Annotated in this window: 12 protein-coding genes; 3 read left to right on the top strand and 9 right to left on the bottom strand. The window is 70.0% G+C overall.

Features of this window, described 5'->3' with window-relative positions:
• Positions 1 to 221: 221 nt before the first annotated feature.
• Positions 222 to 1,079 (top strand): DUF6193 family natural product biosynthesis protein, encoded by an 858-nt coding sequence (locus tag GA0070616_RS28475; protein ID WP_217628205.1) that lies wholly within the window; start codon positions 222 to 224, stop codon positions 1,077 to 1,079.
• A gap of 175 nt (positions 1,080 to 1,254) precedes the next feature.
• On the opposite strand, the gene GA0070616_RS15785 is transcribed toward GA0070616_RS28475, so the two are convergent.
• On the bottom strand, positions 1,255 to 3,273 hold the full coding sequence (locus GA0070616_RS15785) for an AfsR/SARP family transcriptional regulator (protein WP_091082655.1): 2,019 nt from the start codon (positions 3,271 to 3,273) through the stop codon (positions 1,255 to 1,257).
• A 55-nt stretch (positions 3,274 to 3,328) separates the two neighbouring features.
• Positions 3,329 to 4,960 (bottom strand): Hsp70 family protein, encoded by a 1,632-nt coding sequence (locus GA0070616_RS29170; RefSeq protein ID WP_425412952.1) that lies wholly within the window; start codon positions 4,958 to 4,960, stop codon positions 3,329 to 3,331.
• Between the two features lie 369 nt (positions 4,961 to 5,329).
• Between GA0070616_RS29170 and GA0070616_RS28860 the strand changes: the two genes are divergently transcribed.
• On the top strand, positions 5,330 to 5,542 hold the full coding sequence (locus GA0070616_RS28860) for an ATP-binding protein (protein ID WP_091082651.1): 213 nt from the start codon (positions 5,330 to 5,332) through the stop codon (positions 5,540 to 5,542).
• Positions 5,543 to 5,564: 22 nt separating this feature from the next.
• On the opposite strand, the gene GA0070616_RS28170 is transcribed toward GA0070616_RS28860, so the two are convergent.
• Positions 5,565 to 5,726 carry a hypothetical protein gene (locus GA0070616_RS28170; protein WP_175440093.1) on the bottom strand — a complete coding sequence of 54 codons (162 nt, stop codon included), beginning with the start codon at positions 5,724 to 5,726 and terminating at the stop codon, positions 5,565 to 5,567.
• 141 nt (positions 5,727 to 5,867) lie between these two features.
• Positions 5,868 to 6,179: a caspase family protein gene (locus tag GA0070616_RS15770; RefSeq protein ID WP_091082649.1), complete on the bottom strand. Its 312-nt coding sequence runs from the start codon at positions 6,177 to 6,179 to the stop codon at positions 5,868 to 5,870.
• A gap of 446 nt (positions 6,180 to 6,625) precedes the next feature.
• Here GA0070616_RS15770 and GA0070616_RS27645 point away from each other — a divergent pair, with 446 nt between their 5' ends.
• Positions 6,626 to 6,859, top strand: a complete 234-nt coding sequence (locus tag GA0070616_RS27645; protein ID WP_139128914.1) for a hypothetical protein — start codon at positions 6,626 to 6,628, stop codon at positions 6,857 to 6,859.
• Positions 6,860 to 7,098: 239 nt separating this feature from the next.
• Here GA0070616_RS27645 and GA0070616_RS15765 read toward each other — a convergent pair whose 3' ends face one another.
• The 5 genes from GA0070616_RS15765 to GA0070616_RS28855 form a co-directional block, all read right to left on the bottom strand.
• The gene (locus GA0070616_RS15765) at positions 7,099 to 8,052 is read right to left on the bottom strand and encodes an HNH endonuclease signature motif containing protein (protein ID WP_139128913.1); all 954 of its coding nucleotides are present in this window, start codon (positions 8,050 to 8,052) and stop codon (positions 7,099 to 7,101) included.
• Positions 8,053 to 8,218: 166 nt separating this feature from the next.
• Positions 8,219 to 9,325: an AAA family ATPase gene (locus tag GA0070616_RS15760; protein WP_091082645.1), complete on the bottom strand. Its 1,107-nt coding sequence runs from the start codon at positions 9,323 to 9,325 to the stop codon at positions 8,219 to 8,221.
• Entirely contained in the window at positions 9,322 to 11,130 is a 1,809-nt protein-coding gene (gene drmB, locus GA0070616_RS15755; RefSeq protein WP_091082643.1) for a DUF1998 domain-containing protein, read from the bottom strand. Before drmB ends, GA0070616_RS15760 begins: the two co-directional genes overlap by 4 nt.
• Complete coding sequence (locus GA0070616_RS15750; protein WP_245712786.1) at positions 11,127 to 14,273, bottom strand: helicase-related protein; 3,147 nt, start codon at positions 14,271 to 14,273, stop codon at positions 11,127 to 11,129. Before GA0070616_RS15750 ends, drmB begins: the two co-directional genes overlap by 4 nt.
• Positions 14,270 to 15,844, bottom strand: coding sequence for a nuclease-related domain-containing DEAD/DEAH box helicase (locus tag GA0070616_RS28855; RefSeq protein ID WP_245712785.1), 1,575 nt, complete (start codon positions 15,842 to 15,844; stop codon positions 14,270 to 14,272). The genes GA0070616_RS15750 and GA0070616_RS28855 overlap by 4 nt, the downstream gene beginning before the upstream one ends.
• Between the last annotated feature and the right edge of the window lie 88 nt (positions 15,845 to 15,932).

Here is a 15,932-nt window from a genome sequence, read left to right as displayed (position 1 = left end):
CGTAGGAGGCTGACGGGCACGAGAGGCGCCTTCAGCTGCTGACAAGACCTAACACCGTCTTACACGACCTCACAAACGCAGGCCACGCCGCTGAGCCCGCCAGCGGCAGCGTCAAGGGACAAGGGCTGCAACGGTTGATCCCGGAGGTTCGTCCCCCTGCCTCAGCACGTGGGTATGGCATGGACGCTGCGGTAGGTCGGGCGCGACGCATAATGGCGGGGATGGATGGTGAGCAGCCCATTGGTGCTGTGGTCGAGGCCGGTTGGCAGGCCGTGCGGGATGACGGCCGCGTGCGTCCGGACCTCGTGCGGGCGGCGTACGCGGAGCCGCGCCTGCGGTGCCTGTTTCCCTGGACAGGGATGGGCGAGCTGCACTTCAGCCGGTGCACCGAGCATCGCTGGACCTGGGACATCCCCTTCATCCGGCCGGCCGCTGGCGGCACCTACGCGGTGGAGGGCCCGAGCCGAACGCAGACCGTCGGTCCGGCGACCACCGCGCGGGAGGCAGTCGCGATGGTGGTCGCACGCCTTCCCGCCGGCTGCGGCCGGGCGTTCGTCGGGAACAGCGAGCAACTCGCGGCTCACGAGGCCGCCACGGGCGTCCTGACCGGAACGCACGACCCGGACCTACAGCTGGAACCGCCGTTCTCGACACTCGCCGCGGCCGAGCGGGCCATGGAGCAGGGCCAGTACGCAGCTGCGGTCGACCTGTTCGCCTCGGTATCCGTCCAACTTTGCTCGGGCATCCACGCACCGGTCGAGGAGGATCTCGGCGCGACTGCTCATCACGCGCACCTCGGGAGGATGGACGCCTTGGCGCGTGCGGGGCGGCTCGACGAACTCGCCGCCCTCGCGGTCACCGACACTCATGCCCGCCGACGCCTGGACCGGCAGTTGCACGAGGACGGCCACGCCGACGGCCTCCGGGCCCGGGCGGCCACCGGAGACATGACGGCCCTGTACTTCCTGGTCCAGCTCCTACGAACCCGAGGTGAGGACGGTGCGGCCAGGCAGGCGGTAGCAGACATCGCGCCCGACGACGACTATGCCCGGCAGCTACTCCACAAGCCGCGAGAGTAGGACCGAGCGCCAGCCAGCCATGTCACTGATCACCCACGCCGCCGCCCGCCGCACCAGCTCGTGACCTTCCGTTGTGGCCCGTTCCCGCAGCCACGGCAGGGTGCCCGGGTCGTCGCCGAACTCCACCACGGCCTTCCGCACCGCACCTCGGCCGGAGGCGAATCCGATTCCGGGTTCAGGTTGTTGTGGGATGTCCAGCAACGCGGAAAGTGTGGTCGGGGTGGAGGCCGGCGTCGGTGAGGCGTCGCGCGTAACGGTCGGACAGGTTGGTCGCTGCCTCGTGGTCGCCGAGGTCGGTGAGGATGTCGACGGCGCGCCGGTGCAGTTGTTCGTTGTAGGGGTCGACGCGGATGCCGTCCTGGAGCCGGGCCAGCGCCTGTCGCGGGTCGGGTTCGGCGGCGGCGAGAGCGGCGTAGGCGTCGAGGACGTGGCGTCGGAGTGCTTCGCGGTGTGGTTCGATCCACGGCCACATCTGTCCGCTGGCGAGGTCGGCGGGGTAGGCGTCGATGATGGCCTGCCAGGGCCGGCTGTCGGTGGTGAGTGTCGTCGTGGCGTGGTCGATGGCGGTGTGCAGGTGCCACAGGTCGACGTCGACGTGGTCGGGGTGGAGCCGGTAGCGGTCGCCGACATGCTCGACGAGCATGGCACCGGCCGTGGTGCGGGCGGTGGCGCGGAGGTGGCTGAGGGTGGTGTAGAGGCGGCTCGTCACCCGGTGTGCGGGCAGTCCGGGCCAGAGCGCTTCGGTGAGTTGCCGGCTGGTGGCGCCGTCGTTGTGGACGGCGAGGAACGCCAGGGCCTGCAGGGCGGCGCTGCGGCGCACGGCCACGGGTGTGCCGTTGACGAAGAGTGCCGGTTCACCGAGCACCCTCAACCGCCATCCGGGGTCGGCGGCGGGCGGCGGGTGCCGGCTCGCCTGGCGGGGAACCAGCGCCCGCTGTCTCTGCTGCGGGGCGTCGCTGACAGCAGTGCGGTGGGTGTGGTCAGTGTGGCCGGCGACGGCGAGCAGGTCGGTGGCCGCCACCGGGTCGAGCACACACAGCCGAAGCTCCGTGTCGGCAGGATGCCGTAGGTCGCGGGCGTGGCCGGTGGCCTCGACGTGCCAGGTGGGCACGCCGGGCCAGAGGGCGAGGACGATCGCGGTGGCCTGGCAGTCGGCGAGTGAGGCGGCGAGACGACCCTGTGGTGGGCCTTCCATGATCACGACGGACCCAGCGGCACCGTAAGGAACGGGCATCTCGTCGGGGGAGGTGCTGGTGTACGGCCTGTGGCTGTGGGGTGGGGGTAGGAGCGCTGCGGCGTCGTCGGTCGTGGAGGTGATCCGCAGGCCGGGTCCGGGCCGGAGCCCGTCGGCGGCCGGGCCGAACAGTGTTTCGACTGCGGTCCGGGTGATCACGACACCTCTGGCCCGTTCAGGGTGGCGGAGGCCGGCGAGGAGGGTGGTGACCAGTATCCCGCGGGCGGCGGCGTACGCGCCCGGTCCGGTCAGACCGACACCCCCACGCGGCAGCTGCGCGGAGAGCGGACCGGTCACAGCAGGGACGGTCGCCGGGTCCGGGTCCGGGCCCGGGGCGGGGGCGGTGCGGGTGGCGGCTTGGACGGCGGCCACTGTCGGTGGCAGCGGCGCCAGGTCCGCGTTCGCCGTCGTCGCCTGCGCTGGTGTCGGCTGGTAGGCGCGGCGGCGGCGTAGCCACCACAGCGACGCGGCGGCGGTGACCTGCTCGGCGACGTCGTACGGCAGCCACCCGCCGGTCACCGCCACCCCGTCACGGTCCTGCTCTCGGAAGGTGTCCTGGGTGTCGGTGGCGGGGACCACCGGGTCGACGGGGGCCTCGACCGCGGGCGTGGAGGTGTGGGCGCCGGCGGTGAACGCCGCGGCGCCGGCCATCCCGGTCGCGGTGGCCTGCCAGGGGGTGGGCAGAGGCAGACGGCGCAGCCACCGCACACCCGCCCACACCCGCACCGCCACCCGGACGGCGGCGGTGTAGGCGACGAACGCCCACAGCAGCCACGCGAGCACGACCAGCAGCCCGGTGAGGTTCTGCTCGGTCAACGGCTCGCGCAGCCACAGTCGTGCCTGCTCGCTGTCGGGCCACCGGTCCCACGGCCACCCCACCCACTCAGTCAGCAGTACTGGTGGCCCGGCCAGCAGGGCGGCGACCGCCAGTAGCGAGGCGGCCTGTCGGGGCCAGCGCATCCTCACCCACCCCTCGACCCCGCACCCCGCACAGGTGTGCCCGGGTGTGAGGCCTTCATGGCGTGGGCGCGGACAGCGGGCGGGGGTGGATGATGCGGGTCCACAGCTGCTTCAGCCACCACACCGTCACCGCGATCGCGTAGATGACCGCGAGGATCCCCGCGGTCCGGGAGCTGACCAGCGCGGCGCAGATGATCGCCAGCGGCGCGCCCAGGACCAGCCGCAACGCCAGCCGCGACACCAGCGCCGTGATGACCCCGATCCCGAGGAGCAGACCACCGACACGACCACCGAGGTCGATCCACACCAGCATGTCCGGCCACCGGTCCGCCGTCAGCGACCACTGGATCAACAGCATGCCCGCGGTGGCCGTCACCACCGACGACGTGGGGAACGCCAGGAAATCCGACCACCCGCCCCGCGGCGTGCGCCACCGCAGCACAGCGATCAACGCCAGCCCGCCAGCAACCAGCAGGATCGGCGCCACCGGCAGCAGAGACCACCGCAGGAACGGCCCCAACTCGGTGCCGATGTACTGACTCCCCACCACCGCGTACATGCCCGCGACAGCGACCCCCAGCCACGCCGCGGTGAGAATCCCCGTGGCGACCTGCACGCCCGGCGACAGCGACACGCTATTCCCGTCACGGGCGGCCAGCGCCGACCCGAGGACCGTGCCCGCCCCCAGGCAGGCGACCAGCGCGAACACCGACGCCATCGCCAACTCACCCCAGTTCAGCGCCGCCACCGGCCGCAAGATCCCGCCGTGCCAGGTCGGGGTCAGCAGCATGTGCGACACCAACAGCAGCGACGCGAAACCCGGCACCGCCATCGCCACCGCCCGCCGCAACGGCGGCACCGCCACCTCCGCCACCACCGGCTCCCCTGTTGGCGCACCGGTGCCCGCCTCCGCAGCCCCCCGCACCGCCGCCAACAACGGATCATCAACCACCACGACGTCGATCCCGGCCTCCTCGGCGAACACCGCGGCGACCAGCGGCATCCGGGCGGCCCCTCCGACGCAGTAGACGCCCGCGAGGGAACCGGCATCAACCTCGGCCGCGGCGATCGCCTCCACCGTCAGCCGGGCCGCACGTTGTAGCACCGGCCGGGCCGCCTGCTCCAACACCTGCGCGTTGAGCACCACCGCCGGCCCCGACGGCACCGCCACGCTCACCGCCGCATGCGAACTCAACGCCCGCTTGGCCGTCTCGACGCTGGCCGCCAGCGCCCACCGCCCACCGTCAACATCTTCGGGACCCGTCAGGGTGCCGTCACCGGCCACCGCGGCGGTCAACGCCTCATCAACCGCCATGCCGCCGGCCAGCGGATCAGCCAAGGTGGCCAGGACCTCGAACCCGGCCTCCCCGCGACCCAGCACGCTGACCTCCGCGCCGCCGCCCAGATCACACACCACCAGCACACTGCCCACCGGCAGCCTCACACCACCAGCCAGCAGATGCTCCGCCACCGCGACCGGAGCCTCCACCAGCCGCGACTGCGGCAGACCAGCCCTGTGCGCGACATGCCGCCACCACGTCCGCCGCCGCGGCCCCCACCCCGCCGGCACCACCAACCGCACATCCTCGACCGGCACACCCACCTGCCGCTGCGCCTCCACCACGACCCGCCGCACCGTCGCCGCCACCAGATCCGTCGCCTCAACCTCGACACCGGCAACCGACACCCGCTGCTCAGCCGACCTCCGCGGCGCCGGAACCAGACCACCCGGCCGCGCGACAGCACCCTGCCACGCCGCATGACCGGTCAGCACCTCACCACCATCGCCGACCAGAACCGCGCTGGGCAGGGAAACCTCACCATCGAACAGCACCGGCGACCAAGAGCCGTCAGACCACGCCACCACGGCGCTGGTCGTGGCAGTACCACAATCGACCGCCAGACGCGCCTTCCCCGAACGCATGAACCTCAGTAAACATGAATAGATCAATGAGGTCACCCCGAAAGTACGAGGCGTGACGACGAGCGCGTTGAGCAGGGTCAACCCGAGCCCAGATTGGGCAGGATCGGGGCCACGCCGGTACTCAGGCCGGAGGTGAGTTCGGCCCGCTGGGGGCTGCTGCCCTGCCGGAAGGTGGCGTTGAGCTACGCGACCAGGTCGTGCAGGTCCAGGAACTCCTGGCGCTGGCCGGTCCGTGCCATCCTCGACCGACTCCTGCACCACCGCGACGTCGTCGCCATTAACGGACCCAGCTACCGGCTCAAGAACCGCCTCACCGCCATCGACGGCCAAGCCAACGTCGCCTGAACCTGGCCACGTTCAGCCGTACCTACCTGGGGACACACACTCGTACGCCGACAACCGCCGCGGGGAGCGCGGCCACCATCGTCCCGTCTCCGGCCTCGTCGCGGCTCCTGGCCGAGGAGAGGAACCACATGCTGGTGATGGCGGCGTCGCCGGTCAGCCGGCGGGACATGGTCTGCAGCGCCACCCGTGCCGCCTCGGCGCTGCCCGCGCCGCCGTAGCAGGTGTCCAGGATGAGCAGCAGGTTGCGCAGGCCGGTCCGGGTGAGGATCCGGACCAGGTCCTCGGTGGGCAGCGCGCTGGCCGCGAGGTCCGTCTCCGTGCTGTCTCAGCAGAGGAGGTAGTGGCGGTCGTCGACGAGACCGTGGCCGGCGTAGTAGACGGCGACGATGTCGTCGCTCCCGATCTCGGCGTCCTGGCTCCAGTGGGACATCGTCCGGCGGAGGTGCTCGGCGGTCGCGTACTCGCCGAGGCCGGCCAGCGCGCGGCGGTATCCGAAGCGCTCGATTAGTGCTGCCACCGTCGCGGTGTCCGCATCCACCTGCGGCAGGTAGGCGGCGTCCGGAAGGTTGCGGTAGCGAGCGGCGCCGATCGTGATGAGGTGACGGCGAGCAGGGGTGGTCGGGTCAGTCTCGGACATGGCCGTTCACCTCGTGTGATGGTCTGGCTTCTCAAGGCACCGACCAAATCGGATCGGAGCTGGCACACTCACCCTTGGAGGAGCGCGGTGACCACCGGCGCGTTCCCGGTCCGACGACCTGGTCAAGGCGTCAGCGCAGATACCGGCTCGCTGTCCGCGGTGGACGCGGTTGGTTCACACCCCGCTTTCGGATGGCACCCATAGGCCGGTTGGGCGACCCGACGTGTCGTGGTCAGGAGTCCTGGAGATCAATCACGCTCTACCGCTCGTGAGTGGGCTGCCGCCGACGGACTCTCCCTTGGCAGTGGCGTGTCCGCGACCACCGAGTTGGTGCCACTGCTGGCCGAACGAGGGTGTGGAGATCGCTCGCCAGCTCTGCCACTGGTGGCTGACCCGATCAGTCACGACCGCTGAACAGGTGGAGGTCTGCCGCACCAGGTGGCCTGATGGTGCAGAACAGCAGCGGGCCTGCGACCAACCCGCGGTTCCTCGCCGACTTTCTGACGACTTCACAGGCGGCGGCCGTCGGACTCCTAGCGGTCGCCGAAGTCGCCCGGACCCGTACCGCGATCCGGTTAGCCCAGCGATCCGCGATCCTGTGGCCACCGGCAGTCGGGCTGAAATCGAACACTGTGGTTCGCCATGTCGGCGTGATCTTGCCGATGGTCGTTGCAGGGTGATGAGGTATTCCGAGGTGGGTTGTCCGCGCGGGGCGGGCCGAGCGTGAGGCGGTGCGGTGGCAGGCGGCGGGGTGGGCCGCCGCGCGGCGCCGGTGTCGGAGTTCGCGGCCCGGCTGCCGGTGTCGAAGACTGCGGTGTACGGGCGGCGAAGCGGTGGCGTTCCGGTGGTGAAAATGCCCTGGCCTCTAAAAGGCCGGCGGCAGCAGGTGTAGGTGCGGCGCCCTGGCATGGGTGGAACTTTAGTCGGCCTCGACGCGGTGCTGGTTCCAGTGCTTCTCCATCCAGGCGATGTGACCGGGGTCGGGCGCTATCGCGAGCCGCTGACCGTGCAGGGTCGCGTAGCCCTCGTACGCGAGCAGGTCCTTACACAGGTTGATCGTCAGCGTGTTCGGATCAACGGCGATGTCTCCCTGGTCGAAGAGGCGGTGAAGATCGCGCCTCATGAGCAGTCCACCGTCGTCGTGGTGCCGGCCGACTGCGGCGTAGCTGTAGAGGTGCGCGGCCTCCAGCGCAGCGGCGGGACCGGGTCCGGTGAAGGCGCAGACGGGGCCCATGGTCGCGAGCAGACGTCGTCTGAACTCGCGTTGGCCCACTCGGACGCGGACCCGAACCTGCCGGTGGCCGTCCCTGCCCAGTCGGGGCCGGGTGCTCGACGAGTTAAGGGCTGCGACGGCCCGTGATCTGCCGACGTTTCCCAGTGCCTCGAGGAATGCATCCCAGCGCAGGGCCCGCATGCTGAGTTGGGAGCGTGGGGAGACGCAGAGGTCGCGCAGGGTCGGGCCGTCGAGGCAGCCTCCGAGGTCGATCCAGTTGGCGTCGTGGCGGGTGCGGAAGGTTGCCACGCGCGCGACCCGGGTTGAGGCGGTCTCGAACGTGTCCGAGCACGGGAAACAGCGGAACTGTGGTGACCGTCGCTTGCGTCGCTTGATGTTCGCCCCGTTGCACCGCGGGCAGCGGTAGAGGATCTTCTCGGCAGAGCCGGTCTCGATGGCCTCGATCAGTGAGGCGCCGATAACGGCTTTCTTGTCCCACAGGACGATCCGGTCGCCGACGGCGACGGTACGGGCGTTCGGGACGGTGTCGTCCCAACTGTAGTGCAGGTCCGGGTCGTCGTCGTACCCGTCGTTGCCGCCGTGCTGCCGGTCTGCTCCCGTGGCCAGCATCAGCCAGCCGGTCGGCGGGTCAACGGTCATGCACGCCCCTTCTTTCAGCATTGGCAGGTCATTGTTCATTCGGCCGGCAGGTTCCCTCCGGAGGGGTCGGGCAGGGGGCGTCGTGTACCCCGGCCTTCCGGTTGTCGGCGGTGGGGTGTCGCCCCACCGCGTCCGGTCGTCGGCACGCAGCCGGGGCCTGCGGAGCTCAGGGCGTGTAGTGCGAGAGGTCGAGCAGTTCCTTCGGTAGCGCTTCGACCAGTGCCGGTTCGCCTGTTCCCCGGTACACGAGGGTCAGGTCGCGCCGTGCGCGGGTGATCAGTACGTACATGCCCATCCGTACATGGTCACTGGTGATGTCGCCGGGGACGTGCTGGAGTTCGGGTGCGAAGACCGCGTCGAACTCCAGGCCTTTCACGCTCTGCCAGGTGATGAGCTTGATCCCCGGGCCGCTGAAGGCGGGATCCGAGAGACCCTCGACGCGGGTGTTGCTGACGTAGCCCTGTACGGGGTTGACGGTGCGGCCACGCAGTTGGTGATGGTAGCTGAAGACGTCCCTGGCGCGGTGCAGGATGACCCCGGTGATGTTGCAGGGGTGCTGCTTCTCGTGCAGGAGCAGGTGGTCGACCGCTTCGGACGTGTGGTCGACCCTGAGCAGGCGGGGTGTGGGGCCGTCCGGCAGTGTGTCCGCGGTGTCGTTGCCGGGCTGGAAGCGGTCGGCGAGGGCGCGGATCTGACGACTGTTGCGCACACTGCGGGGAAGCACGACGGGGTCACCGGTCTTCGCCGCCGCGGCGATCTCCCGGATGGTGCTCTGCCGAGCACCGATGCGCTGGTTCTCGTCGGCGAAGACGCTCACGGACGACGCGAGGGCGCCCAGTGCGAGGTAGAACGCGGCCGGCATGTCCTGGCCCTCGTCGACGACGAAGTACGGTCGTTGTTCGATGGCCGGCGGCTCGGTCATGATCTTGGTGAGGCAGGCCATCCAGTCGATCTCGTAGCGTTCGAGCATCGGAGGGCTGCGCCGGTAGTGTTCCTGCCAGAAGGCGAACATCCACTTGTGGTAGGTCGTTGCTATGTCCGCCGTACCGATCTGCGCCACCGCGGTCCGCGTGTAGGCCGAGAGCACCTTGCTGTACATGAGCATCACGGTCGGCCTGCCCGACCTGTGCAGGGCGGCCGCCCGGTAGATCGCGGTGACGGTCTTGCCTGTTCCCGGGCCGCCGGTGACGAGATGCGACTGCTCGAAGGGGAGGGCGAGAACGTCGCGCTGGGCGGGGTCGAGCTGGGTCACCGGGGGTAGCTGGAGTGTCATGCCATACCTGCCTGGGCGGCGATGAGCTCGGCCAGCGGGTCCCGCATGAAGCCGTACTCGTCGTCGATGACGAGGGTACGGTCCAGCAGCACGTTGCCCATCGTGCAGCTGGTTTCGGGGACCAGTGCGCAGGCGTGGCAGGCTGCCATTGACAGTCCGGCGGGGCCCTGGGCGGTCGATTCGCGGCACACGGGGTCCAGGGAGCACCAGCGGGCGGCGGCGAGAGTGGCGGCGACCGTTGTGACCAGCCGCTCCGCTTCACCGGCACGGGCGAGGCCGCCGAGGGTACCTTCGACGTCGCCTGCGGCGGTGTAGATCAGTATTCCGGCCATCGGTGTGTCGGCGCCCGGTGTGCTGGCGTAGATCCTCTCGCGCAGCGAGGAGGAGGGGTAGCCGGCGTCGAAGGCCAGTTGGCGCATCAGGAGGTGGGCCAGGGTGTGCAGCAGGATGAGCCTTGGAGTGGGAGTGGCCTCGATCCACCTGGCGTGCATGCTGCCGGTGAAACGCTTGTGCAGCGTGTTCGCGTTTCTCACGACCGGCGTCTGGAGCTCCCAGCGGCGGAGGTTGTCCTCGTCGAGGACGAGGAAGATGCCCTCGCCGTAGACCTCGACGGCAGGCAGTGAGCTGCTGCGGGCCCCGAGGTCGGCCGGGATCCGGGTGTCCATGGTGTGGCGTCGGAAGCCCCGAAGGGCCCGGACCTCCCGGAGCCGGTCGACCAGGATGATGTCGGAGATCAGCTGCCTCAAGTGGTCGACGACGGGTTCGAGTGCGCCGTGTCCCGCGGGAGCCGGGAAGGGCGTGGGCCGGGTGATGAAGCGGTCGTCGGGGTGGTGTTCGTCGCGCGGGTTGGTCAGCGCCTTCCATTCGCGTTCCGCGAGGTCCTCGGAGGTCTCCGAGTCGGCGTCGGTGACGGTGGCGCCGAGGCGGTCGTTCAGGATGGCGACCACCTGCTTCTCGGTGACGTTCTCCTGCTCCGCGACGAAGCTGATCAGGTTGTCCCGCATCGGGCCTTCGGGGTCCTTGTGCAGCAGCACGAAGTAGGGGTTCTGTTCGACACGCGCCGCCGTGCCGCCCCAGGTGACCCAGTCGGAGTCGGGCGGCAGGTCGATCGCGGAACCGGTGTCCGGGAAGTAGACGCTGGAGGCGCCCCGCTGCAGGACAACGGGCGTCTGGTCGCAGGTGACCGCCTCGGAGTCCCGTTGCCACGGCTGCCGGCCGCGACACCGGATGCCGATGCGGGTAAGAGCGCGTGGTGAGGTGAGGTCGGACAGGTTCCTGCCGGCCCGGCAGGTCCGGCAACGGACCCGAAGGGACTCCAGTCCGCCGCCCACCGTGGTGAGGTGCTCGAACTGCAGCTCGGGTCGCCCGCACTGGCGTTGCTCCCGTCCCTGTCCGCCGCCGGAGTGTGCCCACTGGGTCCAGGGCACGTCGTCGAGGTGGCCGTTGCCGCACACGGCTACGAATCGCATGGGAACCAGCTGGGGGCCACGCCTGCAGTGGGTGCAGTGGGGGGCCTTGCCGGCCCGTTCCCGGCGGACGCTCCAGTGGGTCATGGTGCGGCATGCACCGCAGAACAACCACTGCGGGAACCGGTAGTAGGGCAGTCGGCCCTCGTTGTGGGCCGGCGGCAGGCGCAGTTCGTCCACCCCGAAGTGCGCGGCGACGCGCGGGGCGTTCAACGTCATGCGCCGGCCCTTCCAGCGGGTCACGTCCTCGGCGACGAAGGACTCGCCGAGCATGTCGACGATCGCTCCCACGCCGAAGGGTGACAGGGCCTGCATGCGTCGCAGCCGACGGTCGGTCACTTGTCCTCTCCCCTCACGGACACCCGGGCCTCCGTGTCGACGTTGCGCATGGAATCGAGGGTCGGCCAGCCCCTTCCCGGCACATCGAACTTCCTCAGCAGCTGGATGCGTTCGCGTCCGCCGCCGGTGTAGGTCAGCCCGCCGAGTGGGTGGGCACGGTCGACGAGTCCGGCCCAGTGTTCCTCGAGCCGTTCGACGTGCCGGGCGACGTCCTCGGCCTCGCGTGGATCGGCGGCCCGGGCGCGTGCGATGAACTCCTGGACGAGGGTCCGCCAGGCGGGGTCGTCCGGGTCGAACGCGGCGGCGTCCCGGTCGTCGCGCCAGCTGTGCGCGTGACGGGCGAGGATCACCATTCCGGCGTGCAGGGCCCGGGTGCGGGCCGGCACCGAGAACGGGGTGACGGAGGTCGGTTCGACGGCCCGGTAGAGGGAGGTGTGGTAGGGGATGAACGACTCGTAGTGCGAGCGGTCCCGGGGCTTGGACGGGGAGTAGAGGGTGACCACCAGGCCGGGTTGGCGTCGCCCGACCCGGCTCGAGGCCTGGATGTACTCGGCGGTGGTCTTGGGCTGGCCGACGACCAGCATGAGGCCGAGTCGGGGCACGTCGACGCCGACGGAGATCATGTTCGTGCTGGGCACGAACGACACCGCTCCGGTCTGGCCCCGTTGCAGGAACAGCCGTTGCAGGTGGCGGGGGATGTCGGCCGGGGGGATGTTGCTGGTGAGCTCCATGATCTCACCGTCGTCGAGGTGGCGCCGGTCGTCCTCGGCGGGTGCGATGACCCCGAGACGGGCGGGGATGTCGTCGTGGGCCAGGGTGACGGTCTTGCCGAGTTCCCGCAGGCTGTTGTGGTAGGCGACGAGGGTCCAGTAGGCGTCGGCGGCCTGCGGACCGAGGGGTAGCTCGACAGGGGCGTTGAGCATGGCCGCGGACAGGTGCACCATCGCCGTCAGGGGGGTGTGGCCCTGCGGCATGACGCCGGCGTAGAGCCGGCCGGGTCGGCTGTGGTCCGACCGGACGAAGTAGGAGTCGTCGGCGTCGAGGCCGGAGGGTGGGAAGAGGGCGATGGGACGTCCGAAGACGCCGCGTGACTGGGCGTCGGCGCGACGGATGGTGGCCGTGGAGGCGACGATCTTCGGGCGGGTGCCGTGGCGGTTCATGGCCACGTCGAAGGCAGCCTCGTAGAGGCCGACGACGGTGCCCAGCGGCCCGGAGATGAGGTGGAACTCGTCCTGGATGATCAGCGCGGGGCCGGGGTCCGGCCCGGCACCGATGAACACCCCGGCCCGCGGTTCGCGGGTGAACCGGGCGAATTTGTCGACGGTGGCGACCAACAGGGTCGGCGGGTCGGCGTAGAGCGCGTCGTCGACCGACGAGACCGGCAGCGTGGTGTGGAAGTCGCAGGAGGCGTTGGGACAGTTCATGCGGAAGCTGTTGTTGTCCGCCTGTACTCCCCAGCCCTGTTCCGGGGCGTCGTCTGAGGGGAGGATCCGGGTACCGCACCAGGGACAGCGTTCGACCTGGAAGCTCTTGGTCGTGGGCTCCCGGTTCCTGATGGTCTCCAGCAGCTCGACGGCGTCGGCGAACCTGTTGGGGCTGTTGTTGCCACCGACCCAGATTCCGATCGAGACCGGCCGGGTGCCGAGTTCGTCCGGGCGTTCCCGACGGATCAGTTCGCTGGCGCAGATCAGGGTGGCCGCCCGCTGGAACTGCTGCGCGGTCAGCAGTCGCAGGGTGTAGCGGGTGATGACGGTGGTGCCTGCGCCTGCGTCGCCGAGCGTGAGGCGGCGGTGGAAGACGGTGAAGGCCACCAGACCGAGGTAGGCCTCGGTCTTTCCGCCACCGGTGGGGAACCAGATCAGGTCGACGAGATCCCGGTCCTCGTGCGCGGGGTCCACGACCGAGGGCAGGGACAGGAGCAAGAACGCCAGCTGGAAGGGCCGCCAGCGGCGGCCCGGGTCGTCGTAACCCGGGGCAGCCGGGACCGGCTCGTTCCAGTCCCGTGTAATGGCAGCGAACGGGGGGCCGCTGCGGACCATCTGCATCAGCATCGCCCTGTTCGCCAGGACGAAGGCCCGCCGCGCGGTGGGGTCCCGCTCCAGCAGCAGCACACCTTCGCGCATCCTTGCCCGGGCCCGGTCGACACGCTGCAGGAGCCGGTCCGCGGCGGCAGCGAGAGGTGGTGCGACGTCGTCGCGGCGGGTGTGGATCCGGCGCGCCCAGTCGTCGTAGTTGTCGACGAAGCTGAGCAGCCTCGCGGTGACCTCGGCCGGGTGCTGTTCCAGCCCGGTGAGGTAGTGCAGGCTCAGTGCCTGCTGGTCGCCGGTGAGGTCGAACGTGACGTCGGGGACGACGTGGCTGGGCACGAACGTGGTCTGCACCGACGTGGCGTGGTGGCCCTGCGCCTCCCAGGTCGCTGCGGCGCCGTGCCCGAGGGCGAAGACGGGGATCTTCCGGTAGAGCAGCGCCAGCTCCTCCTCCTCGGGGTCGACGTGCAGGCGCAGCGTGGACGGGTAGGGGACGATCGCGGCGTCGACCGGACTGCACCGGAGGCTCACCTGGAGCAGGCAGTCGGCGGGGTCCAGCCTGCCGTGTTCCGAAAGGGTGCGTCTGTTGACGAGGGACACGGTGACGAGCGCCCCTTCACCGAAGTCACGCCAGACGACGGTGACGCGGGCGTCGCTGTCGAACAGGAGCTTGCTGCTCTGCCGCCCGGTCGGCGGGGGTTCGACGTACACGGCGTTGCTGCCGGTGGCCGCCAACGGTTGACGCCGCCACTTCTGCCGGTCCTCCTTCAGGTATCTGGCGGCGGTGACCTCGATGCGCAGGGTGCAGCGGGTGCTAGTGACGAAGCTCAGGCCGACCGAGCTCGGCAGCATCTGTCCTGCCAGCGCCACAGGGTCCTCATCGGTATCCGTCGCGTCGGCGGTTCCGGGCACCGGGGCGTCGTCGGCGATGTCGTCGCTGTCGCCCGCGTCGACGGACGCCTCGCGGGGGAACAGGATGCCGGCGAGGTACCGGCGGTCGGGTCGCTCCGTGAGAATTTCGTCTTCGCCGTTCCAGGGGCCCGTCAGCTGGCGACGGAGATAGTTCAGGACGAGCGTCCGTTCCTCGGCGCCGGTCGGTTCGGTCGTGGTGGTCACCGGTGGTCCTCCCGCTGTGGTGTCCGTTGCGCGGTGGCCAGCCAGAGCCCCACCCTCGCGCGTGTCATGCCGACGTAGAGACTGCGGTTGTGTCTGGGGTCCACGGGGCCGACGTCGGCCAGCAGCACGAACCGGTTTTCGAGCCCTTTGAAGTCCTCGACCCTGGCGAACGCGATCCGTCCCCGCGTGGGCCGTCGGAGTGTGTGCAGGTCCAGCACGTCGACACGGTGCCGCCACCGGGCGGGGAGGTCCGCGAACAGGGATTCCTGCAGGGGCAGCGGGGACAGCAGGATGATCTCCGAGGCGGGTATTCCGTTCTCGTGCAGCCGGTCCAGCTCGGTCGCGGCTGCGGCGGCCCGCCTGGCGCGGTCGGGTTCGTGGACCACCATCACCTCGGGTCCTTCGCCGGCGGCGGAGACACCGGTGTCCGCACCGGTCATCCGCTGGGTCGAGGTGACGATCTGGCGGGTGTTGCGACAGTTGTCGCGCAGCCGCAGTTCGGCGGGCCGGAGCGACCGCAGGTAGTCCAGTGCCTCGTCGTCGCAGGAGCCGACCAGTCCCCGCTGGTTGTTGCTGTCGAGCAGCAGGTACCAGCTGCCGTCGGTGAGCCCACCGGCGATCCGACTGTCCAGGTACGACAGGTCGGTGAAGTTGACGATGTCCTGGGCCTCGTCGACCACGACGACATCGAAGGCGCCGTCGGTGCCGGGCGGCAGGTTGGCGAACGGAACGACATGGACGTCCTGCATGCCGGGCTGGTGCCGCACGAATCCGGCGACGACCTGGCTGCGGCAGGTGAACAACGTCCGCTTGCCGTCCGCCGCGGAGCGGCGGCACAGTTCTGCGGCGAGCATCGTCTTCCCTGTGCCCGCGCCGCCCTCCACGAGCAGCCGCGGGTTGTGTTCGACACTGTCGAGGGTGCGGTACTGGCCTGCGGTGAGTGCGACGAGGTCGGCCTCCGCGTCCGTGACGATCTGGCGCAGGGTGGGTACCGCGTCGAAGTCGGGGCGCAGGGCCTGCAGGATCTCCCGCAGGAGGGGTTCCTCGAGCGTGGCCTGACGTCCCCCGGGCTTCGCCCGCCAGTAGTCCGCCATCCGGTTGAGGCCGCGGTGCAGACCGTCGGTCCGGTCGAGCAGACGGCGGTCGATCAGGTTCTCGTCGTCCCATTCGACCGGGGTCTGGTCGGGTAGTTGACAGTCGGGGAACACGACGGCGTAGCCGATGGTGACCCGGCGCATCGCTTCACGACCGAGACGATCCTCGATGCGCCGCTGCAGGGTGAACATGGCGCTGGATGCCTGGGCGAAGGGACTCTCCCGGCGCCGCCGCTGTGTGCCGGCGCGGTCGGTGTGGGTCCAGATGCCGTTCGTGCAGCTGACACGTCCGCCCTTGACCTCCAGGACGTACACACCGCGTCGTCCCGCCACCACGAAGTCGATCTCACTGACGCGCTTCCAGCCGTGTTCGGGCAGATTGAGGCTGTGCAGTGCAAAGCTCCAATCCCCGCCCACGAGTTTGAGACGTCTGTGTATCCGGGCCTCGGCGGCACTCTTCACTGACGGGGAAATCACCTCAGGGACCATCCGCACCCGGCAGATTGTGCACGATGGAGCGCCGAGACGCCTTACCGACCTTCATTGGCCGGCAGCAGAACTGTCC

The organism is Micromonospora nigra, from assembly GCF_900091585.1.
GTDB lineage: Bacteria > Actinomycetota > Actinomycetes > Mycobacteriales > Micromonosporaceae > Micromonospora > Micromonospora nigra.
The sequence above is the reverse complement of the archived record's forward strand: the minus strand, read 5'-3'. Positions and strand labels throughout refer to the sequence as shown.

What these genes read in the sequence shown, in the direction of transcription:
- GA0070616_RS27645 (WP_139128914.1), top strand. Translation starts at nt 6,626, where the DNA reads ATGGTGCAGAACAGCAGCGGGCCTGCGACCAACCCGCGGTTCCTCGCC.
- GA0070616_RS15760 (WP_091082645.1), bottom strand. Translation starts at nt 9,325, where the DNA reads ATGACACTCCAGCTACCCCCGGTGACCCAGCTCGACCCCGCCCAGCGC.
- GA0070616_RS15785 (WP_091082655.1), bottom strand. Translation starts at nt 3,273, where the DNA reads ATGCGCTGGCCCCGACAGGCCGCCTCGCTACTGGCGGTCGCCGCCCTG.
- GA0070616_RS15770 (WP_091082649.1), bottom strand. Translation starts at nt 6,179, where the DNA reads ATGTCCGAGACTGACCCGACCACCCCTGCTCGCCGTCACCTCATCACG.
- GA0070616_RS15765 (WP_139128913.1), bottom strand. Translation starts at nt 8,052, where the DNA reads ATGACCGTTGACCCGCCGACCGGCTGGCTGATGCTGGCCACGGGAGCA.
- GA0070616_RS28475 (WP_217628205.1), top strand. Translation starts at nt 222, where the DNA reads ATGGATGGTGAGCAGCCCATTGGTGCTGTGGTCGAGGCCGGTTGGCAG.